A 25,283-nucleotide genomic window follows, 5' to 3' on the forward strand; every position below is an offset into this window, starting at 1 on the left:
CGTGTCACCCCGCCGTCGTGCCGGCGTCGTCCTGGATCAGCGAGAAGACGTTGCCCGCCGGGTCGCTGAACCAGGCGATCGGCGGTCCGCCGCGCCTGAACACACCGGTCGCGTCCGTCTCCATCTCCGTGCCCTCGTACCGCTCGAAGGTGACGCCGCGGCGGCTGAGCTCGGCGACGCCGGCGTCGATGTCCGGCACCACCAGGTTCAGCACGGTGAACGACGCCGGGGTGTGCGCCGCGCCCTTCGGGTAGACGATCACCTCGGCGCCGCCGGGGAGGTGCAGGGTGATGATGCCCTGCATGCCGCCGTCGGTGACCTCCAGGCCGAGGACGCGGGTGTAGAAGTTACGGGCGCGCTCGGTGTCGTCCACCGAGAACCCGCTGAACGCGTGGGTGTACATGCCTGCTCCTTCGTCAGCCGTGCGGGGTGGCGGGTCGGTGCGAGCGAAGCGGTCGAGCGGTCGGTGAGGTCGGGTCGAACGCTGCCGGCACCCGGGCGAGCAGCTTCAGCACCTCGGCCGCGACGGCGTGGGGCACGATGCGGTGGTTCGCGCCCTCGACGGGGCGCAGCTCGGCACCTGGTATCGCCTCGGCCGCCCGCCGGGACGCCGCGGCCAGGTCCGGCCAGGTGTCCCGCCCGTGCATGACGGTCGCCGGGACACGTACCTCAGACCCGAGCAGACCGGGGTCGGGGTAGAGGCCCGTGACGGCGGCGTCGTACACGAGGCTGTTCGCCAGGGCCTCGAGTGCCGGGAAGAACGGCGCGTGGCGGATCTGCTCGAGCATCTCCTCGTCGAGGCCGATGGCGCGCTGGAAGCTGATGACCGCGTCCGCCCGCCGTCCCTCCGCGACCAGGGCGGAGAGCACCTCGGCCTCCGCCGTCGTCGGCTCCGTCGACTCTCCCTCGAAGGCGAACGGAGGCTCGAACATCGCGAGCGCGATGAAGCCGGGGTTGCGGATCGTCGCGAGCAGCGCGAGGTGCCCGCCCGAGGAGTAGCCGAGCACGGCAGCGCGGCCGCCGACGGCGGCGAGCAGGGCGTCGAGGTCGTCGAGCTCGCGCTCCACCGCGCCGGTGACCGGCGTGCGGTCGCCGACGGCGGCGGCGTCGTCGCTGGCGCCACGGCCACGACGGTCGTACGTGACCGCGCGGACCCCTGCCTCCGCGAGCGCCTGCGCCAGCGGCCGCAGGCCGGAGACGTCGTTCATCGCCGCGGCCACGAGGATGACCGCGGGCCCCGAGCCGTACGACTCGTAGGCGAGGGTCGTGCCGTCGGCCGAGGTGACGCGCTGCGTGGAGCCGTCCATGGTCCCTCCCGCGGGGTCGGGGCGTCGGTGCCCGTGCAGCCACCGTACGGCGGACCCGGCGGGAGATCTTCCTGTTTTCCCGGGCCGACTCACGACGGGCGAGCCCGGGACCCCGAACCGGCTCTCCGGCTCCGGTTCGGAGCGTGGAGACGGGTCAGCCCGTGCGGCGGACCCCGCCGCTGCAGCTGCCGAGCTTGTTCTCGGGATCGAGCCGGCCCGCGATGGACGCGGAGATGCCCTTGAGCTCGGAGACCTGCTCGGACGTGAGGGCGTCGAAGATCAGGGTGCGCACGTTCTCCACGTGCCCCGGGGCCGTGTCGACGACCTTCTCCCAGCCCGCCTCGGTGAGCACCGCCATCGTGCTGCGGCCGTCCTCGGGGTCGGGCCGCCGCTCCACCCAGCCCTGGCCGCTGAGGCGGTCGACGAGGTGGGAGAGGCGCGACATGCTCATGTTCGCCATCATCGCGAGGCGGCTCATCCGGATGGTGCGCTCGGGCGCCTCGGACAGGGCGGAGAGGACGACGTAGCCCCCGTGCGTGAGCCGCGCGTCGCGCTGGAGCTGGGCGTCGAGCGCGCCCGGCAGCAGCATGATGACCGCCATCATGGAGCGCCAGGCGTCCTCCTGGTCGGCGGTGAGCCACCGCGTGTCGTCCATGGACCTCACTCTATCAAGTGGTTGACGCATCAAGTAATCACGCGTAGGTTGATTGTTGTTCGTTCAACTACCGGCCTCCGGTCGCCGACAAGAAGGAGCCCAATGGGCCTGTTCGACCTGTTCCGCCGCAAGGCGACGTCCGCGGCACCGTCGCAGGACGCGTCGGCGCCCGTGACCAGCACGACCAGCAGCACCCCGGCGCCGGTCCAGGCGCCCACCGCTACCACGAGGAGTACGAACATGACCAGCATCACGATCATCGGCTCGGGCAACATGGCCCGCGGCATCGCAGCCCGCGCAGTGGCCGGCGGCCACGGCGTGCAGATCCTGGCCCGCGACACCGAGGCGGCGGCGAAGCTCGCCGGCGAGCTCGGCGGCGACGTCGCCACCGGCGGCATCGGTGACGCCCTCACGGGCGAGATCGTCGTCCTGGCGCTGCCCTACGACGCCGCCCTCGCCGTCGCCGAGGAGCTGCGCGACGCCCTCGCCGGCAAGGTGGTCGTCGACATCACCAACCCGGTCGACTTCGCCACCTTCGACCGGCTCGTCACCCCGGCCGACTCCTCGGCCGCCGAGGAGATCGCCAAGGTCGTCCCCGCCTCCAACGTCGTCAAGGCCTTCAACACCACCTTCGCAGGCACGCTCGTCGGCGGCGAGGTCGCCGGGGAGAAGCTCGACGTCCTCATCGCGGCCGACGACGCCGACGCCAAGGCCGCCGTCGTCGCTCTGATCGAGTCCTCCGGGATGCGCGCGCTCGACGCCGGACCGCTCAAGCGGGCTCACCAGCTCGAGGGCATCGGCTTCGTCCACATGACCCTTCAGGGCCAGCTGGGCAACACCTGGAGCACCGGCGTGAAGGTGATCGGCGCCTGATCCGCCCGGGCGGGCGTCAGCCGCCCCGACGAAAGGCCGTGCCCCGCGGGTGCGGCCTTTCGTCGTCCCTGCGGCAGGAGCCGCCGCCGACCCTGCCGTCCACCCGGGCAGCGACGTCCCGCTCGGGGTGTCTCGGTCCGTCAGGTCTGCAGCGCCCGCAGCGCCTCCCGCCGGCGTTCCTGCTCCACCGGGTCCGGGACCGGCACCGAGGCCAGCAGCCGCCGGGTGTAGGGATCCCGCGGATCCTGCAGGACCTGGGCGCTCTCACCCATCTCCACCAGCCGGCCGCGGTAGAGCACCGCGATCCGGTCCGCCAGCATGCCGACCACCGCGAGGTCGTGGCTGATGAACAGCGTGGCGAAGCCGAGGCGCTGCTGCAGCTCGGTGAAGACCTCGAGGACCTTCGCCTGCACGGAGACGTCCAGGGCGGAGGTCGGCTCGTCCGCGATCAGCAGCTCCGGGTCGAGCGCGAGCGCGCGGGCGAGGCTCGCCCGCTGCCGCTGCCCGCCGGAGAGCTCGTGCGGGTAGCGCTCGCCGTAGGAGGTGGGCAGATGCACGGCGTCGAGCAGCTCGTCCACGCGGCGGCGTGCCCCGCGCACGTCCTTGGCGCGGCCGTGGACGAGCAGCGGCTCCGCCACGCACTCGGCGATGGTGAGCAGCGGGTTGAAGCTGGTCGCCGGGTCCTGGAAGACGAAGCCGATGCGCGCACGCACCGGGCGGAAGGACTTCTCACGGAAGCCGAGCATCTCGTGACCGAGCACGCGCAGCGACCCACCGGTGGCGCGGGTCAGGCCCGCGATGGCGCGGCCGATCGTCGTCTTGCCGGACCCCGACTCGCCCACGAGCCCGAGCACCTCGCCCGGCGCGATCGAGAACGTGACGCCGTCGACGGCACGGAAGCCGCTGCGGCCGATCCGGCCCGGGTAGACGATCTCGAGGTCCCGGGCGGCGACGACGGCGTCGACGTCACGCGGCTCCTCCGGCGCGGCTGGCCCTTCCGGTGCGGCTGGCTCCTCCTGCCGGGTGCGCTCATCCGTGCGGGCGGCCTCGTCCAGCCCCGCGGGCACCGCCGCGGGGCGGCCGCCGAACGCCGGCGCCTGCTCGTGCAGCTTGGGCACCGCCGCCAGCAGCGCCCGGGTGTACTCGTGGCGCGGGTCGGCGAAGAGCGTGCGGACGTCGGCCTCCTCGACCACCTTGCCGCGGTACATCACGGCCACGCGGTCGGCGAGGTCGGCCACGACGCCCATGTTGTGCGTGATGAGCACGATGGCGGTCCCGAACTCGCGGCGGACGCGGCGCAGCAGGTCCAGGATCTCGGCCTGCACGGTGACGTCGAGGGCGGTGGTGGGCTCGTCGGCGACGATCACCTTCGGGCCGAGCACGAGCGCCATCGCGATGACGATGCGCTGCTTCTGCCCGCCCGAGAACTGGTGCGGATAGTGGTCCACCCGGACCTCCGGGTCGGGGATGCCGACCCGGCCCAGGATCTCGACGGCCTTCGCCCGGGCCGCTTTCCTCGAGTCCTGCCCGTGCGCGCGCAGGCCCTCGGCGATCTGCCACCCCACGGTGTACACGGGGTTCAGGGCGGAGGACGGCTCCTGGAAAACCATGGCGACGTCACGCCCGCGCACGTCGCGCAGCTGCCGGGCGTCGAGCTGGACGACGTCGTTTCCCGCCAGCACGACGGCGCCGGAGACGGTGGCCGTCTCGGGCAGCAGTCCCAGGATCGACTTGGCGGTGACCGTCTTTCCGGAGCCGGACTCGCCCACGATGGCCAGGACCTCGCCCGGCTTCACGTGCAGGCTCACGCCGTCGACCGCCTTCACCGGCTCGGCGTCGGTGGCGAAGGTGACCTCGAGATCGTGGATGTCGACGACGTCGCTCATGGACGCACCTCCGTGGCCCGCGCGGCGGCAGCCGTGACGCGGCGGCGGATGCGCAGCCGCGGGTCGGACAGGTCGTTGAGGCTCTCGCCGACCAGCGTGACGCCCAGGACCAGCAGCACGATGGCGAGCCCGGGGAAGACGCCGGTCCACCAGATGCCCGAGGCGACGTCGGCGATGGCCCGGTTGAGGTCGTAGCCCCACTCGGCGGCCGTCGTCGGGACGATGCCGAAGCCGAGGAAGCCGAGGCCGGCCAGGGTGAGGATCGCCTCCGAGGCGTTCAGCGTCACGATCAGCGGCAGCGACCGCGTGGCGTTGCGCAGCACGTGCCGGAAGATGATCCGCAGGGTCGAGGCGCCGATCACCTGGGCGCTCTCCACGAACGGCTCAGCCTTGAGGCGCACCGTCTCGGCGCGGATCACGCGGAAGTACTGCGGGATGAAGACGACCGTGATGGACAGTGCGGCGGCCATGATCCCGCCCCACTTCGAGGACTGTCCCCCCGAGATGACGATCGAGATGACGATCGCGAGCAGGAGCGTCGGGAAGGCGTAGATCGCGTCGGCGATCGTCACCAGCACCCGGTCCAGCCAGCCGCCCAGATAGCCCGAGATCAGCCCGAGGAGGATCCCGACGAAGATCGAGGCGGCGATCGCGATGACCACCGTGCTCAGCGCCGTCTGCGCGCCCCAGAGGACCCGCGACAGCACGTCGTAGCCGCCGACCGTGGTGCCCCACGGGTGCCCCTCGCCCGGCGGCGCCTGGCGCGAGAAGCTGCCTGCGTCGTCGGACAGCTGGTTGAAGGAGTACGGCGCGATGACGGGCGCGAGCACCGCCATGACGACGAACATCAGGCACAGGGCCAGCCCGGCGATCAGCATGCCGCGCTGCAGGCCTACGCTCTGGCGCAGCTGCCAGACCAGCGGCAGCTTCTTCCAGCGGGCCTCGGTGGAGGCGCCGTGGACGACGCTGTCGGCGATGACGGTCTCAGCCATGTCAGTACCTCACCCTCGGGTCGATCAGCGCGGCGAGGACGTCGACGAGGAAGTTCGTCACCGCGACGATGACGGCGAGCAGGGCGACGATGCCCTGCACGGCCACGAAGTCCCGGGAGCCGAGGTACTGGGCGAGCTGGAAGCCCAGCCCGCGCCACTCGAACGTGGTCTCGGTGAGGACGGCACCGGAGAGCAGCAGGGCGATCTGCATGCCCATGACGGTGATGATGGGGATGAGCGCGGGCTTGTACGCGTGCTTGCGCAGCAGGCGGCGCTCGCTCACCCCTCGTGAGCGGGCGGCGGTGACGTAGTCCCGCCCCAGCGTGCCGATGAGGTTGGTCCGGACCAGGCGCAGGAACACCCCCGCGGTCAGCAGGCCCAGGGCGATCGCCGGGAGCGCGGCGTGCTCCAGGATGTCGCTGATGAGGTCCCAACGGCCCGTGCGCAGCGCGTCGATGATGTTGATCCCGGTCGAGCCCGAGATCCGCCCGAGGACCAGCTGCACGTCCGGGCTCGCCCGGCCCGAGAGCGGGAACCAGCCGAGCCAGACGGAGAACACGAGCTTGAGCAGCAGGCCGGCGAAGAAGACCGGGGTGGCGTAGCAGAGGATCGCGAAGACGCGCAGCACCGCGTCGGGCCACCGGTCACGCAGGTACGCGGCGAGGCGGCCGAACGGCACACCGACCGCGAACGCGACGATGAGGGCGAAGATCACCAGCTCCAGGGTCGCGGCCCCGTAGGTGAGAAGGATGTCGCTGATCTCCCGGTTGTCGGTGATGGTGCGGCCGAAGTCGCCCGTGAAGATCTGCCCGAGGTACTCCAGGTACTGCACGAGGATCGGCCGGTCGTAGCCGGCGGCGGCCAGACGCTCGGCCAGCTGGGCCTCGGTGAGCCGTCCGCCGACGGACGCGGTGATCGGGTCGCCCGCCACGCGCATCAGGAAGAAGACGAGGCTGACGAGGATGAAGACGGTGGGGATGATGAGGAAGAAACGGACCAGGACGTAGCGCCCGAGGCCGGAGCCCTTGACCTTGGCCGCGGGGGCCGCCTCGACGGTCCGGTCGTCGACGATCGTCACCGGTGATGACTCCTTCGCTCGGAGGAACTCGACCACGTGAGCGGGGGTGCCGCCGTGGCGGCACCCCCGTTCGACGTGCGGGCGCGGACGGGGTCGTGACCCCGGCCGTCAGCGCGTCAGCGTGGCGTAACGGAACTTGAACGACGCGTCGAGCGTGACGCCCTGGACGTCCTTCTGGGCCACCGCGACCTGGGCGCCCTGCAGGTACGGCACAGTGGAGAGGTCCTCGGCGACCTTGGTCTGGATCTCCTCGAGGAGCGCGGTGCGCTCCGCCTCGTCCGGCGTCGTCGCCTGCTTGATGATGAGGTCGTTGACCTCCTGGTCCTCGTAGTGGTTGCCGAGGAAGTTCTCGGTGAGGAAGAACGGCGTCAGGTAGTTGTCCGCGTCGGAGTAGTCGGGGAACCAGCCGAGCTGGTAGGCCGGGTAGAGGTCCTCGCGGCGCTCGGTGGAGTAGGTGTCCCACAGCGTCGACGCCAGGTTAACCTCAAACAGGCCGCCGGCCTCGAGCTGGCTCTCGATGAGGGCGTACTCCTCGTCGGAGGACTTCCCGTAGTGGTCGGGGCTGTACTGCAGGTTCAGCTCGACGGGGACCTCCACACCGGCGTCCTGGAGCGCCTTCGCGGCGGCGTCGGCGTCAGGCCCGCCGTCGCCGTCGCCGTACAGCTCCTTGAGCGGCTCGACGGCGCCGGTCAGGCCCTCCGGCACGTAGGAGTACAGGGGCGTGTACGTGCCGGCGTAGATCTCCTCGGAGAGGGCCTGGCGGTCGAGGCTGTGCGCCACGGCCTGGCGGACCGCGAGGGCCTTGGCGTCGTCGGCCTCCGGCGTCTCGGCGCCGAAGGGCTGGGTGTTGAAGTTGAAGACGATGTAGCGGATCTCCCCGCCCGGACCGTCGTGGACCGTGACGTTGTCGTCGCCCCGCAGGTCCTCGAGGTCCGTGGGGCTGAGCGAGCGGAACGCGACGTCGACGTCGCCCTCCTGCACCGCCAGTTTCAGCGAGGTCTCCTCCGTGAAGTACTGCGCGGTGACGCTGCTGGTCTCGGCCGCGCCCAGCAGTCCGTCGTAGCCGTCGAAGGCCTCGTACTGGATGAGCTCGTTCTCGGTGTAGTCCGTGATCTGGTACTGGCCGGCGAACGCCTTGCCGGAGACGATCTCGTCGGCCGGGGTGACCGCGTCGGCGCTGAAGACGTCCTCGTCGACGATCGGCCCGACGGGCGAGGACAGGATCTGCGGGAAGATCTGGTCGTCCGGGTTCTTCAGGTGGAAAACCGCGGTCAGGTCGTCGGTGACCTCCACGCGGTCGAGGTTGTAGAGCAGGGACGACGGGCCGTTCGGGTCGGCGATCGCGACCTGGCGGTCGAACGAGAACTTCACGTCCGAGGCTGTGAGCTCGTTGCCGTTGGCGAAGGTCAGGCCCTCCTTGAGCTTGACCGTGTACTCCGTCGGCGCCGTGAACTCGGCGGACTCGGCGATGTCGGGCTCGACGTCGGGGCTGCCGTACGGGGTGTTCATCAGGAACGGGAACACCTGGTTCTGCACCGCGAACGAGCCGTTGTCGTAGGAGCCGGCCGGGTCGAGGTTCGTGATGACGTCGGTGGTGCCGACGGTGATGGAGCCGCCGTTCCCGCCGGTCGCGCCGTCGGTGCCGTCGGTGGTCCCGGGCTCGTCCGTCTCGGCGCACGCGGCCAGCACGAGAGCGAGGGCCGCGGAGGCGCCGACCGCGCACAGCGCGCGACGCCGGGTTCCAGCTGTTGCCATGTCATCCTCTTCTGCTCTGGCGGGCGCCTCGTGCACCCGACCCCGCGCGGCGGTGCGCGCACTCTCCGCTCGCGGGTGTGACCCACGTCTCGGAGGGCCTTGTTTAGCACATCCACGTCACGAACAATGACCAGAACCGTCCCAGGATGCGGAACTGCAACCAACGGCGTGCGGCGTGCACGGCCGGCACCGCCGCGCCACGATGAGCCCATGCCCACCCGCGATCAGCCCGAGACCGTGCAGATCGAGGGGCGCCGGCTGCGCCTGACCAACCTGACCAAGGTGCTCTACCCGGAGACCGGCACCACCAAGGCGGACGTCCTCGGCTACCTCGCCAGGATCGCCCCGGTCATGGTCCCGCACTGCACCGGCCGGCCCGCCACACGCAAGCGGTGGCCCGACGGCGTCGGCACCGTCGACGGGCCCGGGGAGTTCTTCTTCGTCAAGGACCTCGAGTCCTCCGCTCCGGCGTGGGTGGTCCGGGCCGACATCGAGCACTCCTCGGGACCCAAGACGTACCCGCTGGTCGACGACGCCGCCACACTCGCCTGGCTCGGCCAGGTCGCCGCCCTCGAGATCCACGTCCCGCAGTGGCGGTTCGGATCCGACGGGCGACCGCGCAACCCCGACCGGTTCGTGCTGGACCTCGACCCCGGCCCCGGCGCGGATCTGGCGCAGTGCGCCGAGGTCGCGCGCATCGCCCGGCCGCTGCTCGAGGGGATGGGGATGACCCCGGTGCCGGTGACGTCGGGCTCCAAGGGCATCCATCTCTACGCGGCGCTGGACGGCTCGCACACCTCCGACGAGGTCAACGCCGTCGCGCACGAGCTGGCGCGGGCGCTGGAGGCCGACCACAAGGACCTCGTCGTCTCCGACATGAAGAAGTCGCTGCGCGGTGGGAAGGTCCTCGTCGACTGGTCCCAGAACAACGCGTCCAAGACGACGATCGCCCCGTACTCGCTCCGCGGCCGCCACCGGCCCACCGTCGCCGCCCCGCGCACGTGGGACGAGCTCGAGCGAGAGGACCTGAGGCACCTCGAGTACGAGGAGGTGCTGGAACGGGTGCGCCGGCGCGGGGACCCCATGGCCGAGCTGTACAGCGGCGGCGACGTCCCCTACACGGACCCCGGCGAGCGCACCGCCGACTCGGCGCGACGGGCGGACGCCGAGCGCGAGGTCGTCGCCGGCGGCGGCGCCGGCGCGCCGGGTCGCTCGGCGCTCGCGGTGGGGGACCGGCTGGCCCGCTACCGCGCCATGCGCGACCCCTCGCTCACCCCCGAGCCCGTGCCGGCCTCCGTCACCGGCAGCGGGACGGAGCTGTCCTTCGTGATCCAGGAGCACCACGCGAGCCGGTGGCACCTCGACTTCCGGCTCGCGCACGCCGGCGTGCTGGTCAGCTGGGCCCTGCCCAAGGGGGTGCCCGCCGACCCGCGGGAGAACCACCTCGCCGTGCAGACCGAGGACCACCCGATGGAGTACGGCTCGTTCGAGGGCACGATCCCCAAGGGGGAGTACGGCGGCGGCGAGGTGCGCATCTGGGACGAGGGCACCTACGTGCTCGAGAAGTGGCACGAGGGGAAGGAGGTCATCGTCACCCTCACCGGTCGGCCGGACGGCGGCCTCGCGAGCCCGGACGGTCCGGGCGACGCCGCCCGCGTCGCGCTGATCCGCACGGGCGGGCGCGGGGGCGCGGGGGAGGAGAACCACTGGCTCATCCACCTGATGGAGTCCAGCCGGGTCGCGCGCGTCGCGAAGCGTGAGGGCGCACGGAAGGGGCTCGCGAGGGACGGCGGCCGCAAGGTGTCGGTGCGCAGTGGTGGCCGCGGTGGTGGTGCTCGCGACGGTGCGGGCGGTGGCGCGGGCGGCGAGCCGCGCGACGGTGGGGGCGGTGGTGCGCGCGACGGTGCGGACCCTTCGCCGAGTGCGACGACTTTCGTCGAAAGCGGCGCTCATAACCGTAGAAACGTCGCACTCGGCGAACCGGGTGGCTCGGGGGTGCGTGGTGCCGGTGCACGTGCTGCGAGCGAACCTGGTGGCTCGGGGGTGCGTGGTGCCGGGGGTGCACGTGCTGCGAGGGAACCGGGTGGCTCGGGCGATGGTGGGCCGGTGGCACAGAGAAACGGTCGCGCAAGCCTGGCGCGGCAGAGACCGCGCGGGGCTCCGCCGTCGCCGATGATGGCGACGCTGGGGGAGGAGCGCGACCTCGCCGCGGACGTCGACTGGGCGCTGGAGATGAAGTGGGACGGGGTGCGGGCGATCGTCGCGGTCGACGGCGACGACGTCCGGCTCGTCAGCCGTAACGGCAACGACGTCACGGCCCTATACCCCGAGCTGGGGGACGTCGCGGTTGCGGTGACCGGCGCGGGCAGGGCGGTGTTGGATGGCGAGATCGTCGCCCTCGACGAGCGCGGCCGGCCGAGCTTCTCCCGGCTGCAGCAGCGGTTCAACCTCACGCGTGGGCGCGAGATCGCCCGGCTCGCCCAGAGCGCGCCCGTGCACCTCATGCTCTTCGACATCCTCGAGGCGGACGGGCACTCGTTCCTGCGCGAGACCTACGACGAGCGGCGCGCGCACCTGCGCGACCTGGTCGACCCGAGGCGCCATCCCCGCGTGGAGATCCCGGAGGCGTTCGAGGGCGACGTCGCGGCGGCGATGGAGGCCTCGCGCCGGTGGGGCCTCGAGGGTGTGATGGCCAAGCGGCGCGACTCCGGCTACACGCCCGGACGGCGCTCGCGGGCGTGGGTGAAGATCAAGCACCTGCTCACGCAGGAGGCCGTCGTGATCGGGTGGCGGCCGGGTCAGGGGTCGCGGGACGGCGCGGTCGGGTCGCTGCTGCTCGCGGTGCCGGGTGACGACGGCGAGCTCCGCTACGCCGGCCGCGTCGGCTCCGGTTTCACCGAGCGGGAGACGCGCGAGTGGGTGGGGCAGCTGCGGCGCATCTCCCGCAGCACGCCGCCGGTCCCCGACGTGCCGCGGCTCGACGCGCGGGACGCCCACTGGGTCACCCCCGCACGGGTGGGCGAGGTCGCGCTGTCGGAGTGGACGACGGACGGCCGGATGCGCCACCCGCGGTGGCGCGGGTGGCGCCCGGACAAGGCCCCCGGCGACGTGGTGGTCGAGCGGCTGTGAGCGTGCGCGGCGGACGGCGGGGCGCAGCGGCGGTCCGCGCCGAGCGGCTGACGGCGGAGGTGGAGACGGCGTGGGTCAGTCGTCGAGCACGAAGGTGACCTCCAGCACCACGTGGTAGCTGGTGACCTTGCCGTCGGTCAGCTCGACCTTCTGCTCCTTCACCCACGCGCCGGACACGTGACGCAGCGTCTGGGACGCGCGCTCGACGCCCGCCTTCACGGCGTCGTCGAAGCTGGTGTCGGAACGGACGCTGATCGTGGTGACGCGTGCAACCGAAGCGGTCATGGCTACTCCTTCGTAGAACCATCGGGAGATGCCATGGTCCAGCCGGGGAGGCTGGGGTGCAACGGCGAGGACCGCGGGACGGGCGGCTCACCGGGTGGACCGGGGGTGGCGTCGCCGGGCCGCGATGGTAGACATCTTCACCATGCCCAGGCACGCCAGCACCCTTCAGGTCCGTGAGGTCGCGTGGGAGGATCCGGCCGCCGCCGGCCTCCGCGCGGCCATGAGCGCCGAGCTCGACCCCCGCTACGCCGACCAGGAGGCTCGGCTCCGCCCGCTCCTGTCACCCGGGCCCGAGCAGATCGCGCTGACGCTCGTGGTCGAGGACGGCGACGAGCCCGTCGCCTGCGGGTCGTTGCGCACCCTCGCTGAGGCGGTCGACGTCGACGGCGCTCCCGCCCGCCACGAGGTGAAGAAGCTCTACGTCGCTCCCGGCCACCGGCGGCGCGGCCTGGCCACGCTCGTGCTGGAGGAGCTGCGGGCTGCGGCGGGCAGGTCCGGCGACGACGCCGTCGTCCTGCACACCGGCACGCTGCAGCCCGAGGCGGTCGCGCTCTACGAGGCACGGGGTTGGCGCCGGATCCCCCCATTCGTGCCTTACGCCGAGATCGCCGACCTCAGCCTGTGCTTCGCGGCGTCGACGTCCCGGACCCGCGAGGGGCGGTCGACGGCGACGCCAGCGAGCTGACACCAGGTCGCAGTTGCGCGGACGCGAGCCGGGTTCCATCAAAACGGAAGTCTTGTTCCGCGACTCGGAAAGCGCCATGATGGGGGGCAACACGTTCCCGACGCAGCGGAGGTCCTCGGATGTCGCAGACCCACTACTACGCCAACCCGGCCGGGCTGCCCCCGCAGACGGACCTCCTCACGGACCGTGCCGTCGTGACGGAGGCCTACACCGTCATCCCGCGCGGCGTGCTGCGCGACATCGTCACCAGCGTCATCCCGGACTGGGCGGACACGCGCGCGTGGATCCTCAACCGTCCGGTGGCCGGTGGTGCCACCACGTTCGCGCAGTACCTCATGGAGGTCGAGCCCGGCGGCGGCTCCGGCCGCCCCGAGGCGCAGAGCACCGTGGAGGGGTTCGTGCTCGTCGTCGACGGCGAGCTCACCGTGACGATCGAGGGCGAGACCCACGTCCTCGCGCCGGGCGGCTTCGCCTACGCGCCCGCGGGCTCGAGCTGGCACGTGCGCAACGCGGGCACCGTGCCGGTGCAGTTCCACTGGATCCGCAAGGCCTACGAGCCGCTCGAGGGCTACGTGGTCCGACCCGTGTTCGGCAACGAGCAGGACATCGAGCCCACCCCCATGCCCGACACGGACAACAAGTGGCGCACGACGCGCATGCTGCCGGTGGACGATCTCGCCTACGACATGCACGTCAACATCGTGACGTTCGAGCCGGGCGCCTCGATCCCGTTCGCCGAGACGCACGTCATGGAGCACGGCCTGTACGTGCTCGAGGGCAAGGCGGTCTACCGCCTCAACGGCGACTGGGTCGAGGTCCAGGAGGGCGACTACATGTCGCTGCGCGCGTTCTGCCCGCAGGCCTGCTACGCCGGCGGGCCGTCGAACTTCCGTTACCTCCTCTACAAGGACGTCAACCGCCAGATCGTCCTGTGAGAGGGAGCAGCGGCCGCGGCTCGGTGCCGTAGCGCCGCACCACGTCGGCCGGGACGGCCCGGGCGAGCGCGACGAGCGCGGGCTCGACCCGCTGGACGGTCCCGAGCACCTCGGTGAGCTCGAAGCCCTTCTCCCACCACACCAGCGTGGAGCCGCTCAGCCGCAGGTTGCCGCGCCGCAGCTCGGGCGCGGTCAGGGCGTGCGCGAACGCCCCCTGCACGAGCGCGCGGGCGTACTCCTCGTCGCTGGACGTGATCCGCCACGCACCATCGACCTCAGGGTGCCCGACAGTGATGTCCTGGCTGCCCACGGCGGCGCCGATGCCGGCCCGCACGCCACGTTCGAGGGCTACCTCAGGTAGGGACGCGGGCAGGTCGACGCCGACCACCAGGTGCTCCTTCTTGGTGCTGCGCCCGTCGGCCATGATCTGGTCCGTCGTCAGATACACGTACTTGAGGAAGAAGGTGCGCAGGCCCTCGCGCTCGGCCACGTTGACGTCCGACGCGTAGCCGTCGCGGCCGGGACGGAACGGGCCGCCCGACCAGTCCTCCGCCAGGATGTCCGCCGGGAACCGGTGCCAGCCGCCGCCGCGGGAGAAGGACCGCTTCGACTCCTGGTACGCGGACTGCCGGCGACCCTGCACCACCACCATCACGGCGATGACGACCGCCACGATCACCACGAGGATCACGACGGTCCCCGTGCTCAGCTCGCCGTCCACGCCTTCTCCTTCTCCTCGGCCGTCCCGGGGGCGCGTCCGTCACGCCCCCGGCCATCATCGTCTGTGTCCCAGCGGACCTCCTCGAGCAGCGCCTCGACGTCGCCGAGCGTGCGCAGCAGAGCCTCGACGTCCGAGCTGGTGATCGTCGCGACCAGGTCGACGGCGCCCGGCACGCCCGGGGCTGCGGGCAGGCGGACGGCGTGGCGGAGGATCCCGATCACGGGACCGGTCGGGAAGGGACGGTCGAAGCGCAGAACCCGCAGCAGCGGGCGCCCGTCCGCGAGGGCGACGTCGTGCACCTGCACGGCGCCCACGTCCGGGTCACGGTCGGCCTCGGTCAGGCCCCGGTGCACGAGGTGCCGGTTGGCGGACGGGTCGGTCTCGACGGCGGAGAGCTCGAGCAGCATGAACCCGGCCAGTACGTCGGGCAGGTGGAGGAAGCGGGCCTGCACGTGCCCGGGGTGGGCCGTTGCGGCGACGGCGGCCAGCACGATGCCCAGCCGCTCCCCGAGCGCGGGGTCGTCGATCCCCTGGTCGGCGACGAGGGCAGGGCCGGCCTCGCGCGCCCACACCTCGGCGGAGGGATGCTGCGCCGTCGGCCAGGCCATCGGGACGGGGACCCAGACGCGCGGGTCGGGGGAGACGTGGACGCGCGCGGTCATGACCATCGCAGGGTGGAGACGACGGCGTCGAAGAGCTCTGTCAGCGCGTCGCCCAGCTCGGCCTCGGGGTCGTCCGCGGGCTCGAGGACGGCGAGGGTCAGGGCGAGGAACTCCGCCGGCCGGCCGGGGATGCCGATCAGGTACCGCACGTGCCGGCTCGTCGCGCCCTCGGCGGGCTCGACGTCGTCGAACGCACCGGCCAGCGGACCCGCCGGGGCACCGGCGGCCTGGAGCGCGCGCTCGGCCCGGGCCACCTCCGTCGCGAGCTGGGCCGTGACGTCGCGCCGCGTGAGCGAACGGACGGCGACCGTCTCGCCGACGGCCACCGGCTCACCGGCCCCGCGGGCGACCATCGCCACGAGGACGTCCTCGTGCGCTGCCTCGCCGGCCTCGGGGACGGTGACCACCGTGGCCATCACCGAGGCGGGGAGCGTCAGGCCCTCCACCCGGTCGACGGGCACCAGGAGATCGATCGCGCCGCGCGCGCGTGCGTCCGCAACGAGGCCGCGTAGCTGGTTCTCGACAGCGCGCCGCAGGGCCGGGGCGCTGTCCCGGGGCACCGACGCGGTCAGGTGGTCGACGAGAGCGCTGACCTTGCTCTCGGCACCGTCGTCGCCGTCGATCTCGAGCCGCACCCAGCCGGGCGGGACCGTGACGGAGTACAGGCGGCTCACCTGGCGCCGCCGTCGGCCAGGGCCTTGTCCATCTGCTGACGGTAGTCGGAGAACGGCTGGGGCTCGCCGAGGGGGTCGTTCCAGTCGAACAGGTACGGGTTGCCGCCGTTGGCGAGGCTGTACGTGGTGAGCTTGTTGTTCACCCAGTCGTCGCCGGCGTCGACGACCGGCTTGACGGCATACTCCTTGGCCACGTGCGCCCCGCCCTCGATCAGCGCGGCCCTGGTCGCGAGGCCGGCGAGCTCGCGGTTGCTGTAGGCGCCGCGGAAGGAGTCGTTGAGCATCGACATCTGGACGTAGTTGCGGTTGCCGGACGCGAAGGTCGCGGGCACCGCGTCGATCTCGTACCGGGGCGGGACGAGGTTGGAGGCGGCGAACAGGGTGCCCTGCCCGGTGCGGCTGAGCACCCGGCCCAGGACGTTGCCGGCGACCTTCTGGACGCCCTTGCCGGCGAGCTTCGACACCTGGCCCTTGGCGAGGCCGGTGAGGAACTCGACGGCGGACTTCTTGCCGCGCACCACCTGGATGACGTCGATCGTCGTCCGCGCCACCTTGATGACCCGCTGGATCTTGGCGAGCGCGCTCAGGACGCGCAGGGCCATCACGAGCAGCCCGCCGCCGGGGACGAACAGCAGCACGATGGAGGCGACGAGGAGCAGGATCTCGAACTTGTCGAGGATGTCGGAGATGACCTTCAGCGCCTTGTCGAGGAAGTCGACGACGTCGCCGAGGAAGTTCCCGACCTTGTCCCAGAAGCTGTCCTTGAGCGCGTTAGTCTCGGCCAGCTCGCCGATCGCACCGATGGCCGCGATGGCGGCGGCGTCACGGTCGGCCACGGCGTCGCGGATGCGCTGGACGGCCGCGTCGAAGTCGCCCTGCAGACCGTCGACGCGTGAACGGGCGGCGGCGAGGTCCGCCGCGGGGTCCGCGGGAGCACCGGGGAGGGGGTCGAGGCCGGCGAGCTCGCGGTGCGTCTGGACGATCGCGGCGTGCGCGGCGTCCGACTCGGCGATGCGCGCCGCCTCGAGCTGCCCGGCAGTCTCCATCACGGCCGAGAGGGCGAGGTCCGCCTTGCCCTGCGCGTCGTCGAGCCCGGTCGCGTACGCGTCGACAGCCTCGGCCGCCCCCGAGTACAGCGGCTCCGCCCGGTCGATCTGGTCCGCCACCTCCGCCGCGCGCTCGCGGAACTTCTCGACCGCCTTGGACCTCATGTCCAGGTTCCCGAGATCCCGCAGCCCCTGCGCCGCCGCGGAGATGTGCTCGGCGACGTCCCGGTACCGGCCGGCGACGGCGTGCAGCTCGCCCGGGTCGCCGGGCACGGGGTCGGACCAGAACTCGCGGGTGACCTCCCACCCGGTCGGGCGCGGCGTGCTCATCTCGCGCCCCCGCCCAGTCCGTCGGCCAGCTGGGTGTCGAGCTCGGCGAACGCCTCCGCCACGGTGACCATCGTCCTGCCGAGGACGTCGATGCTCTCGACCATGCGGCCGCGCTGCACCGACCAGCTGGACTGGAAGGAGTCGAGGCGGTCGTAGAGGCCGGGGTGGCCGATCGCGTCGGCCAGACCCGGGTCGCCCCCCATGGTGCCGGTCGAGAACTCGTCGCGGACCGCGGACAACGAGTCGGCGGTCGCGAGGAGCAGTTCGGTGTCGAGTCTCAGATCGTCCGCCATGCTTCCCCCAAGGCTGGTGGCGCCGTCGGCTCGGCGCGCGGCTGCTCGGGGCAACTCTGGCGGAGCCACCCGCACCTGGGCCAGCGGCGGGCACGGGGACTTCTCCCCATGGCCGCGGACCTGCGTGCTCTCCGCGGACCTCCGTGCCACCGCGCCGCCGTGCCACCGCGCCGCCGTGCCACCGCGCCACCGCGCCACCGCGCCACCGACCGCCACGCGACTGCGCCACCGCGCCACCGCGCCACCGCGTCACCGCGCGCGCCGGAGGCGCACGCGTCAGCTCTGGCTGTCCACGTAGTGCCCGAGCACCTTGTCCCAGCCCGAGTCGTAGTCGGACCGGGCGGCTGAGCCGTCGTCCCGCGCCTCCCACCCGGTGTGGCGCAGGTGCACCCGGGTGCCGTCGGAGGTCTCGGAGAACCGCACCTCGAGCTCGGTGGCGCGGGCCGGGTCGTTGCCGGGGTGCCACGTCATGGCCAGGAGCTCGGGCGGCGACCAGCGGGTGAGGGTGCCCCAGACCTCGCGGCCGCCGTCGGGGTGCAGCTCCACCACCTGCTCGCCCACGGCGCCGCCGAAGGTGACCGCCCCGTGCTCCACGTCCGCCGTCGAGTGCGTCGCGAACGGCCACCAGGTCTCCAGCCCCTCGGTGAAGGCGCGGAACGCCTCCGTGGCGGGCACGGGCACGGTCACGACCTTCACGACCGGTGCGTAGGGATCGGTGACGACGTCCATGGCTGCCTCCTCGTTGCGTGGCCAGAGGCTACCGCCCGTTCAACGCTCGCGGACCGTCCCCAGGCCGTCCACGCGCGAGGTGACGTCGGCCCCGCCGCCGTAGGTCACCGACCCCGTGCCCTCGACCGTGGCGGAGAGGGACCGGGAGGCCTCCACGTCGGCGCTGCCGGTGCCGCTGAGGGTCACCACCGCGTTCTCGGAGCTGAGCGCCGCCCCCTCGTAGCTGCCGGTGCCGCCGATGCGCACCTCCTGCGACCGGGCGGTCCCCGCGAGCCCGACCGAGCCGGTACCGTCGATCTCGACGAGCAGGTCGTCGACGTCGACGTCGGTCGCTCGCACCTCGCCGGTGCCCTCGACGGCGATCCTGAGGGAGTCGCCGGGCGTGAGGCTCGCGGCGACGTCGCCCGTGCCCTGGACGCCGATGGCGTCGAGCCCGGGCAGCACGAGGTCGTAGGTGACAGGGCCGAGGTCGCGCAGGCGCATCCCCGGCCGGACGCCGAGCACGAGCACCCCGTCCTGCACCTCGGTGGTCAGCTCGTCCAGCGTGCTCTCGTGCGCGGTGACGCTCAGGGACGCGGCCGGGCCGCCGGTCCTGACCCGCAGGTCGCCGGTCCCGTCCAGGCGGACCGCGGTGACGGAGGCGTCGACGTCGTGCTTCTCGGTGGTCACCGCCCCCGTCGGGCCGGCGATGCCGCACCCGGCCGTCAGCAGGGCGACGGCGGAGAGGAGCCCGAGGGTGGCGGTGAGGGTTCTGGTCGTCATGGTGCGGCGGCTCTTCTGCTCGGTGGCGGGGGCCGGGCGCGTCCGTGGCCCGGCCGTCCCAGTCTCGCGACGACGGCGTCCCCGCGGGTATCGGAGATTCTCCTGATTCCGACCCTGAGATCTCCCTGAGACCCCGGCACGGCACCTGGTAGGTGCGGCGTGCGCGCGGTCTCCGCCCTCAGCGGGCCAGGTGCGGGGCGTGCGAACGCTCGTAGGTGTGCCTGGCGAGGAGAGCGTGGGCGCGGCGCAGCAGCTTCGGGGCGGGGCGGCCGCCGTTCTCCCAGGTCTGCCGGCGCAGCTCGCGCAGCAGATGGGCCCTCTGGGCCTGGGCGATGAGCTCGTCGTGACGGATGCGGGCGAGAACCGCGTGCGGCTCGCCGACGTAGGGGTTCACGGTCAGATCCTTCGATCGATTCTCCGGCCGGCCCAGCACCTCGCGGTGGGCCGGCCGTTCGGCACCTCCCGGGTGCCCTCCGTGCGGCGACGTCCGCGTCGCCGGAACCAGACCGAGCTGGCCTGCTCGAGTTGATGTAACCGGTTGAACGTATGACTGAGGTTACATATTCCGTAACCTTCTGTCAAGGGTCTGATGGTTACCTGACGAGCTGACCGCGACTCCTAGAGGTGCGGCTGCGCACGTCGCCCGCCCAGGACGCCCGCGCACAGCGCCGTCGCGAGCCCCGCGACGACGACGACGACCAGCCCCAGCCGCAGGCTCGTCGCGTCGGCGACCAGACCCACGACCGGCGGCGAGAGCAGGAAGCCGACCCGCAGCACCCAGCTCACCACCGTCAGCCCGACGCCGACGGGCAGCCCTGGCAGCTCGTCCGCCGCGTGCATCGCCGCGGGGACGAGGGTGGCGACCCCGAGCCCGGCGGCCGCGAACCCGACAAGGGTGGTGGGGACGCTCGGGAACGCCAGCGCCAGGCCCAGCCCGGCGGCCGTCAGCCCCCCGCCGCCCCGGACGACGGCGCGCTGGCCCAGCCGGTCGACCACCCGGTCCCCGGTCAGCCGTCCCACGGTCATGGCGACCGACAGCGAGACGAACGCCAGCCCCGCCGTCGCGCCGTCCGTGCCGAGGTAGCCGGACAGCCAGAGCGCCCCCCACGAGCTGCCGGCGTCCTCGACCAGCGCGCCGCACACGGCCAGGACGCCCAGCGCGGCCAGGGCCGTGAGCGTCGCCCGAGGCACACCGCGAAGCCCCTTGCGCACCGGGACGGAGGAATCCTCCGCCGCCGGCACGCGTTCGGAGCTCTCCGGGCCCGGCAGCATGAACCGCAGCGCCACGAGCGCGACTGCCGAGAAGAGCGCGGCCGAGATGCCCAGGTGGATCGTGAGGGGAACCTCCAGGCCGGCCGCGCCGGCGCCCATCAGGCCGCCGGTCACGGCGCCGACGCTCCAGAGGCCGTGGAACGAGTTCACGATCGAGCGCCGGTAGATCCGCTGGACGCGCAGGCCGTGGGCGTTCTGGGCGACGTCGACGAGGGCGTCGACCGCCCCGCCCACGAGGAGGACGGCCGCCAGGACCGCGACGGAGGGGGCGAAAGAGACGGACAGCATGACGACCGCGAGCAGGACGATCCCGACGGTGGCCACGCGGGAGGACCGGAACCGTGCGATCAGCGCCGGTGCGAGCAGCCCGGCGAGCAGGGCGCCCAGCGGGAAGGCCGCGATGGCCGAGCCGTAGACGGCGTTGCTCAGCCCCAGCGCCTCCTTGATCTCCGGATAGCGGGGCACGAGGTTGGCGAAGAGGGCGCCGTTGGTGAAGAAGACCGCGGCGACGGCGGAGCGGGCCCGCCTGGCGTCGTCGGGAAGGGTCGCGCCGGGGTCCGTGCGCGGCTCGGGGGACGTCATGGCCGTTGAGCCTATGGCCCGGCGCCCACGGTCACCGAGCAGCTCGATCGTCCCGGGCACGGCGAGGGCTACCGGGGAGCCGTCTCCGGCGCCGTCGTGACCGTCCCGGCCGCGCCGTCGACGGTGATCGTCTGGCCCGTGCGGATCAGGGTGGTGGCGTCCGGGACGCCGACGACCGCCGGCAGCCCGTACTCGCGGGCGACCACGGCGCCGTGCGACATCGCGCCCCCCATCTCCATCACCAGACCGCCCGCCGTAAGGAAGAGCGGCGTCCAGCCGGGGTCGGTGGACGGGGCGACGAGGATCTCGCCCGGCTCCAGGCGCGCGGTGGCCGGGTCGAGGACGACGCGTGCCCTCGCGGTCACCGATCCGGCGGAGGCGGGTGCGCCGGCGAGAGTGCCGGGCGGCAGCTGCGCCGCCCCCGGCGAGGCCGCCGCCTCGGCGGCCAAGGCGGCCTCCACGTCGGTCCCGTCGGAGAGCAGGAGGCGGGGGACGTGCCGACGGCGCATCTCGTGCTCGTAGGTCCGGCGTCGCTCCGTCACGATCGCGTGCAGGTCCGCGCCGCGCACACCCACCCGTGCCTCGGTGAGGTCGAGGAAGAACACGTCCTCCGGATCGTCGATCCGTCCGGCGGCGGCGAGGTCCTCGCCCACGCGGCGCACCTGGTCGCGGAGCCCCGCGAGCACGAGGATGAAGGCGAACTTGGGCTGCTCGCGCATGCCGGCCGCCTCCCGTGCGCGCCGCAGGCCGTACGCCACCGCGCGGCCGCGGAGGCGCCGTGGGGCCCCCGCTCTCCCGGCCAGCTCCGCGGCCATCGCCTCGGCCTCGGCGGCGGCCCGGGCGAACTGGCGGTCCGGGGCCAGCTCGGGGTCGGCCAGCCGCAGGTAGTTCGCGAGGACGTTGACGATGTGGGTGGGGTCGTCGGACCAGCGCGGCGCACCCAGGTCGATCTCCGCCACGGCCCGGTGGCCGTACGAGTCCAGGAACTGGCGAAGGGCACGCTGGGCGGTGCCCGGCAGCGACCCTGCCGCGTAGCGCCGGGCGACCTCCTCCGGGGCGGTCCCCCGGAACAGGGACGCGGACTCCGGGTCCTCGCGCAGGGTCGTGGCTGTCCGCCACAGCTCCAGGTCCATGTCGGTGGTGACGTTGTTCGGCAGCCCGCGGAGCACCGCGGGCAGCTCACCGCGACGGGCCAGCGGCCCCAGCAGCGACCGGGCGATGCCGAACCAGACGTACCCGGCCACCGCCGGCGGGAGCTGTTCCAGGACGGCGGTCATCAGCTGCTGGTCGAGCACGCGCTCGACCGTGTCCAGCCGCTCCCGGGCGGTGGCACGCGTCGGCAGCGAGTCCACGGTGCGCCGGACGGAGAGCTCGGCGCGCCGGCTGCGTTCCAGGGCCGCGGCGGGCCGGAACATGGCGACGACGATCTGGGGCACCGCCTGCAGCTGCGGCAAGGACCGGTACACCCCCAGCAGCGACCGCGGGCTCCAGCCCTCGGCCGCGGGGAACCGCGGGTCGGCCATGAGGCGCTGGAGGAGCCCGACGGAGCGGGTGTCCGCCACCCGCATGGCACCGGCGAAGAGGGCGCGGCCACCCTTGCTGGACAGTGCCCCCGTGAGGTCCATGTACAGGCGCAGGCCCGGGTGGGCGTACCGGAACGGTGCCGGGCCCCCGCCCGGTGGCTGATAGCGAGCGAGGACGACGTCGAAGAGGGACAGGCCCATCGGTGTGAGGGGCCGGGTGATGCCCTGCAGCAGGCTTGCGCACAGGTACGCACGGATGCCGTCGTCGGACCTCTCCGGCTCCGGCAGGGGGTACAGCGTGGTGATCGGCCGGGACTGCACCAGCAGGATCTGCCCGCGCCGGTCCATGGACCACTCCACGTCCTGCGGCTGACCGTCGCGGCTCTCCGCCCGAGCGCCCAGCGCGGCCACGGCCAGCACCTGGGCGTCGGTGAGGCAGGGTCCGGTGCCGGCGCTCCCCGAGGCCGGCGAGCGGCGCAGGATCGCGCCCGCGGCGACGTCGACCACCCACTGGTCGGGGTTGACGGAGCCACCCACCAGGGCCGCGCCGAGGCCCGGGGCGGCATCGATCACGGCCTCCCCGCGCCGCCCGGTCACCGGGTTCGCCGTGAAGAGCACCCCGGAGACCGTGGCATCCACCATCTCCTGGACGACGACGGCCATGCTCACCGAGCGGTGATCGATGCCGTGGGCCTCGCGGTAGGCCACGGCCCGGTCCGTCCACAACGACGCCCAGCAGCGGCGGACCGCGTCCCACACGGCGTCGGCGCCGACCACGTCGAGGTAGGTGTCCTGCTGCCCGGCGAAGCTGACGTCGGGCAGGTCCTCGGCGGTCGCCGAGGAGCGCACCGCGACCGGCACGTCATCGCCCAGACGTGCGTACGCCTCCCCGACGGCGCGGAGGGCGGACGCCGGGACGGGAGCGTTCGTGAGACGTGTCCGGGCCTCCTGGGTGAGGGTCGCGCTCGACCGCTCCGTCTCCGGGTGCTCCGGCTCTCGCCGCTCCGCCTCCCGGTCCGGGCCCGGACGGGGGCGTGCGCGTGCCGTCAGCGCCTCCAGAACCGGCCCGAGGCCCGCGGCCCTCGCGGCCTGGTCGTAGAGAGCGGTCGTGAGGCAGAAGCCCGGAGGCACCGGCAGGCCCGCCGCGAGGAGCGCGCCGAGGTTCGCCGCCTTGCCGCCGACCGTCGCTCCCATGGCGGGACCGACGTCGGCCAGGTCCACGACAAGGTGTGTCCGGGACCTCGCGAAACCCGTTGCACCGTCCATCGCCAACACCACGTCGTCGGCACGCTGACGGGATCGACGATAGACCTGCGTCCGGCGGAATCAACCCGCCCGGAGGGCTGCCTCTGGTGGCCGCAGGGTCCGAACCGGCACGTAACCTCATCAAGCTGCGATCGGGGTTACCATCTGTGCATGGTTGCGGTGCCTCGGCTGGACATCTCCGACGTGGTGGACCTCGTGAACCACTACGCGGTGCGTGCACGCGCCGCCGCGGGCGACGAGGGGAAGGGCTACCGCCCGCTCCGCGAGGTGCTCGCCTCTCTCGCCCCGCAGGTGGGGGAGTGCTCGACGGGGGAGCTGCAGGCGCTCGCCGACGCGGCCTACGAGGTCTTCGTGGCGGCCGCGGACGGGCGCGACGTCGCCCCCGCGGTCAACGCGCTCCTGGCGCCCGCCGGCCCCACACCCGTGCTGGGCGCGAACGGTGACGTCGTCTGGGAGGTCGAGGAGGGGCGCAGCCCGTTGCGTGGCGCGCTGGGGGTGACGCTCCTGGACTGGCTGCACACCCGTGGCGCGGAACGGCTCGGGGTGTGCGGCGGGCGCCGGTGCGCGGACGCCTTCGCGGACGCCTCGCCCGCCGGCCGGAGGAAGTTCTGCTCCGCCACGTGCCTCAACCGGCACAAGGTCGCCGAGCACCGGCGTCGTGCCGCGCTCCTCGACGCATCCTGAGGGGCCCTGCCGGGGGTCCTCGGCCTCCTGAGGGCCTCCCCGGGCGCCCGTGGACCCGGCATGCTTGGGGCGGACGACTCGACGAGGAGGTTCCCATGCGCGTCATCGACCTCAGCCGGGACGGCCCCGGCGGCGGGCGGGTCCAGCAGCTCGAGGGGCGCGGGTGCGAGGCGGGCGTCTCCGTCATCTTCACCAGGAGTGCCGAACCGGGTTCCGGACCGTACCTGCACAAGCATCCCTACGCGGAGACGTTCGTCATCCACTCCGGCCGCGCGCTGTTCACGGTGGGGGACGAGGAGCTGGTCGGCTCGGCCGGCCAGGTGCTCGTGGTGCCCGGCTTCACGCCGCACAAGTTCGCGGTCATCGGCCCGGAGACCTTCTGGTCCACGAACATCCACGCCAACGACACGTTCGTGACCGAGTGGCTGGAGGGTCCCGAGGCGACGCTGCTGTGAACGCCGCAGGGCCCGCCCCGTCGGGGCGGGCCCTGGATCGTGCGGTGGATGGGGCGCCGGCGCCGGATCACGTCGCCTCACGGGGCGATCACCCGACGCAATGGCACCAAATCACGTCGGCGCAAGGGGCTGATTACGCTCCGACGGCGCCGGCGCCGGCGACTGCTCGGCCGGCCCGGTCGGTGCCCGCAGGCTCAGCGCCCGCTCAGTGCCCCTGACGCTCAGTGCTGGTGGCTGGCCTCGTGCTCGGCCACCTGGCGGCGGACGTCGTCCATGTCCAGGCCCTTGACGCCGTCGACGAGCTGCTCGAGGCTCTTCGCCGGCAGCGCACCCGCCTGGGAGAAGACCAGGATGCCGTCGCGGAAGGCCATGAGGGTCGGGATCGCGGTGATCTGGAGCTCGGCCGCGAGCTGCTGCTCGGCCTCGGTGTCCACCTTGGCGAAGGTGATGTCCGGGTTCGCCTCCGAGACCTTCTCGTAGATCGGCGCGAACTGCTTGCACGGGCCGCACCAGTCGGCCCAGAAGTCGACGAGCGTGATGCCCTCGCCGCTGATCGTCTGCTCGAACTCTGCGGTGGTGATGTTCTTGGTCGCCATGTGTCGTCTCTCCTGTCTCGTGGCTGCTCTGGTGATACAACGCCCGGCGTACCGTTTCATTCCCCCGGGGGTCGGCGCCCCGCGCGCGCCCGGCAGCCCGGGCCGCGG

Annotated in this window: 25 protein-coding genes; 6 read left to right on the top strand and 19 right to left on the bottom strand. The window is 72.8% G+C overall.

What is annotated here, in order from left to right; translation table 11 throughout:
- Window positions 1-4 precede the first annotated feature (4 nt).
- The 3 genes from ABD774_RS08920 to ABD774_RS08930 all read right to left on the bottom strand — a co-directional run bounded on the left by ABD774_RS08920 (window position 5) and on the right by ABD774_RS08930 (window position 1,962).
- Window positions 5-403 carry a VOC family protein gene (locus tag ABD774_RS08920; protein ID WP_345040025.1) on the bottom strand — a complete coding sequence of 133 codons (399 nt, stop codon included), beginning with the start codon at window positions 401-403 and terminating at the stop codon, window positions 5-7.
- Window positions 404-416: 13 nt separating this feature from the next.
- On the bottom strand, window positions 417-1,307 hold the full coding sequence (locus ABD774_RS08925; RefSeq protein WP_345040027.1) for an alpha/beta fold hydrolase: 891 nt from the start codon (window positions 1,305-1,307) through the stop codon (window positions 417-419).
- A gap of 154 nt (window positions 1,308-1,461) precedes the next feature.
- Window positions 1,462-1,962, bottom strand: a complete 501-nt coding sequence (locus tag ABD774_RS08930; protein WP_345040030.1) for a MarR family winged helix-turn-helix transcriptional regulator — start codon at window positions 1,960-1,962, stop codon at window positions 1,462-1,464.
- Window positions 1,963-2,202: 240 nt separating this feature from the next.
- On the opposite strand from ABD774_RS08930, the gene ABD774_RS08935 reads away from it, so the two are divergent.
- On the top strand, window positions 2,203-2,835 hold the full coding sequence (locus ABD774_RS08935) for an NADPH-dependent F420 reductase (protein ID WP_345040032.1): 633 nt from the start codon (window positions 2,203-2,205) through the stop codon (window positions 2,833-2,835).
- A gap of 140 nt (window positions 2,836-2,975) precedes the next feature.
- Here the strand turns inward: ABD774_RS08935 and ABD774_RS08940 are convergent, their stop codons facing one another.
- The 4 genes from ABD774_RS08940 to ABD774_RS08955 all read right to left on the bottom strand — a co-directional run bounded on the left by ABD774_RS08940 (window position 2,976) and on the right by ABD774_RS08955 (window position 8,546).
- Window positions 2,976-4,721: a dipeptide ABC transporter ATP-binding protein gene (locus ABD774_RS08940; RefSeq protein ID WP_345040034.1), complete on the bottom strand. Its 1,746-nt coding sequence runs from the start codon at window positions 4,719-4,721 to the stop codon at window positions 2,976-2,978.
- Window positions 4,718-5,713, bottom strand: coding sequence for an ABC transporter permease (locus tag ABD774_RS08945; protein WP_345040036.1), 996 nt, complete (start codon window positions 5,711-5,713; stop codon window positions 4,718-4,720). The genes ABD774_RS08940 and ABD774_RS08945 overlap by 4 nt, the downstream gene beginning before the upstream one ends.
- A gap of 1 nt (window position 5,714) precedes the next feature.
- Window positions 5,715-6,791, bottom strand: a complete 1,077-nt coding sequence (locus ABD774_RS08950; protein ID WP_425554518.1) for an ABC transporter permease — start codon at window positions 6,789-6,791, stop codon at window positions 5,715-5,717.
- A 108-nt stretch (window positions 6,792-6,899) separates the two neighbouring features.
- Window positions 6,900-8,546, bottom strand: a complete 1,647-nt coding sequence (locus tag ABD774_RS08955) for an ABC transporter substrate-binding protein (protein ID WP_345040039.1) — start codon at window positions 8,544-8,546, stop codon at window positions 6,900-6,902.
- Window positions 8,547-8,756: 210 nt separating this feature from the next.
- Between ABD774_RS08955 and ligD the strand changes: the two genes are divergently transcribed.
- On the top strand, window positions 8,757-11,675 hold the full coding sequence (gene ligD / locus ABD774_RS08960) for a non-homologous end-joining DNA ligase (protein ID WP_345040041.1): 2,919 nt from the start codon (window positions 8,757-8,759) through the stop codon (window positions 11,673-11,675).
- Between the two features lie 75 nt (window positions 11,676-11,750).
- Here the strand turns inward: ligD and ABD774_RS08965 are convergent, their stop codons facing one another.
- Window positions 11,751-11,960, bottom strand: coding sequence for a dodecin family protein (locus ABD774_RS08965; protein WP_345040043.1), 210 nt, complete (start codon window positions 11,958-11,960; stop codon window positions 11,751-11,753).
- 142 nt (window positions 11,961-12,102) lie between these two features.
- On the opposite strand from ABD774_RS08965, the gene ABD774_RS08970 reads away from it, so the two are divergent.
- Together ABD774_RS08970 and ABD774_RS08975 are read left to right on the top strand one after the other, a co-directional pair.
- On the top strand, window positions 12,103-12,645 hold the full coding sequence (locus ABD774_RS08970; protein WP_345040045.1) for a GNAT family N-acetyltransferase: 543 nt from the start codon (window positions 12,103-12,105) through the stop codon (window positions 12,643-12,645).
- A gap of 119 nt (window positions 12,646-12,764) precedes the next feature.
- Complete coding sequence (locus tag ABD774_RS08975; RefSeq protein ID WP_345040048.1) at window positions 12,765-13,580, top strand: bifunctional allantoicase/(S)-ureidoglycine aminohydrolase; 816 nt, start codon at window positions 12,765-12,767, stop codon at window positions 13,578-13,580.
- Here ABD774_RS08975 and ABD774_RS08980 read toward each other — a convergent pair.
- The 10 genes from ABD774_RS08980 to ABD774_RS09025 form a co-directional block, all read right to left on the bottom strand.
- A complete protein-coding gene (locus ABD774_RS08980) occupies window positions 13,558-14,301 on the bottom strand; it encodes a hypothetical protein (protein ID WP_345040050.1) in 744 nt (247 codons plus the stop codon). The genes ABD774_RS08975 and ABD774_RS08980 overlap by 23 nt on opposite strands.
- A complete protein-coding gene (locus ABD774_RS08985; RefSeq protein ID WP_345040051.1) occupies window positions 14,286-14,963 on the bottom strand; it encodes a hypothetical protein in 678 nt (225 codons plus the stop codon). Before ABD774_RS08985 ends, ABD774_RS08980 begins: the two co-directional genes overlap by 16 nt.
- On the bottom strand, window positions 14,960-15,637 hold the full coding sequence (locus tag ABD774_RS08990; protein ID WP_345040053.1) for a hypothetical protein: 678 nt from the start codon (window positions 15,635-15,637) through the stop codon (window positions 14,960-14,962). The genes ABD774_RS08985 and ABD774_RS08990 overlap by 4 nt, the downstream gene beginning before the upstream one ends.
- Window positions 15,634-17,013, bottom strand: a complete 1,380-nt coding sequence (locus ABD774_RS08995; protein WP_345040055.1) for a putative T7SS-secreted protein — start codon at window positions 17,011-17,013, stop codon at window positions 15,634-15,636. The genes ABD774_RS08990 and ABD774_RS08995 overlap by 4 nt, the downstream gene beginning before the upstream one ends.
- On the bottom strand, window positions 17,010-17,306 hold the full coding sequence (locus ABD774_RS09000; protein WP_345040058.1) for a hypothetical protein: 297 nt from the start codon (window positions 17,304-17,306) through the stop codon (window positions 17,010-17,012). The genes ABD774_RS08995 and ABD774_RS09000 overlap by 4 nt, the downstream gene beginning before the upstream one ends.
- Window positions 17,307-17,582: 276 nt before the next feature.
- Complete coding sequence (locus ABD774_RS09005; protein WP_345040060.1) at window positions 17,583-18,035, bottom strand: SRPBCC domain-containing protein; 453 nt, start codon at window positions 18,033-18,035, stop codon at window positions 17,583-17,585.
- Between the two features lie 39 nt (window positions 18,036-18,074).
- The gene (locus ABD774_RS09010; RefSeq protein ID WP_345040062.1) at window positions 18,075-18,797 is read right to left on the bottom strand and encodes a GIN domain-containing protein; all 723 of its coding nucleotides are present in this window, start codon (window positions 18,795-18,797) and stop codon (window positions 18,075-18,077) included.
- A 178-nt stretch (window positions 18,798-18,975) separates the two neighbouring features.
- Window positions 18,976-19,191, bottom strand: coding sequence for a hypothetical protein (locus tag ABD774_RS09015; protein ID WP_345040064.1), 216 nt, complete (start codon window positions 19,189-19,191; stop codon window positions 18,976-18,978).
- 224 nt (window positions 19,192-19,415) lie between these two features.
- On the bottom strand, window positions 19,416-20,651 hold the full coding sequence (locus tag ABD774_RS09020) for an MFS transporter (protein ID WP_345040066.1): 1,236 nt from the start codon (window positions 20,649-20,651) through the stop codon (window positions 19,416-19,418).
- Window positions 20,652-20,719: 68 nt separating this feature from the next.
- On the bottom strand, window positions 20,720-23,395 hold the full coding sequence (locus ABD774_RS09025; RefSeq protein WP_345040068.1) for a PEP/pyruvate-binding domain-containing protein: 2,676 nt from the start codon (window positions 23,393-23,395) through the stop codon (window positions 20,720-20,722).
- A 195-nt stretch (window positions 23,396-23,590) separates the two neighbouring features.
- On the opposite strand from ABD774_RS09025, the gene ABD774_RS09030 reads away from it, so the two are divergent.
- Window positions 23,591-24,124: a CGNR zinc finger domain-containing protein gene (locus tag ABD774_RS09030; protein WP_345040070.1), complete on the top strand. Its 534-nt coding sequence runs from the start codon at window positions 23,591-23,593 to the stop codon at window positions 24,122-24,124.
- Window positions 24,125-24,219: 95 nt separating this feature from the next.
- Window positions 24,220-24,579: a cupin domain-containing protein gene (locus ABD774_RS09035; protein WP_345040072.1), complete on the top strand. Its 360-nt coding sequence runs from the start codon at window positions 24,220-24,222 to the stop codon at window positions 24,577-24,579.
- Window positions 24,580-24,800: 221 nt separating this feature from the next.
- On the opposite strand, the gene trxA is transcribed toward ABD774_RS09035, so the two are convergent.
- A complete protein-coding gene (gene trxA, locus ABD774_RS09040; RefSeq protein ID WP_345040074.1) occupies window positions 24,801-25,175 on the bottom strand; it encodes a thioredoxin in 375 nt (124 codons plus the stop codon).
- Window positions 25,176-25,283 lie beyond the last annotated feature (108 nt).

This window comes from Georgenia daeguensis, from assembly GCF_039537705.1.
GTDB classification, from domain to species: domain Bacteria; phylum Actinomycetota; class Actinomycetes; order Actinomycetales; family Actinomycetaceae; genus Georgenia; species Georgenia daeguensis.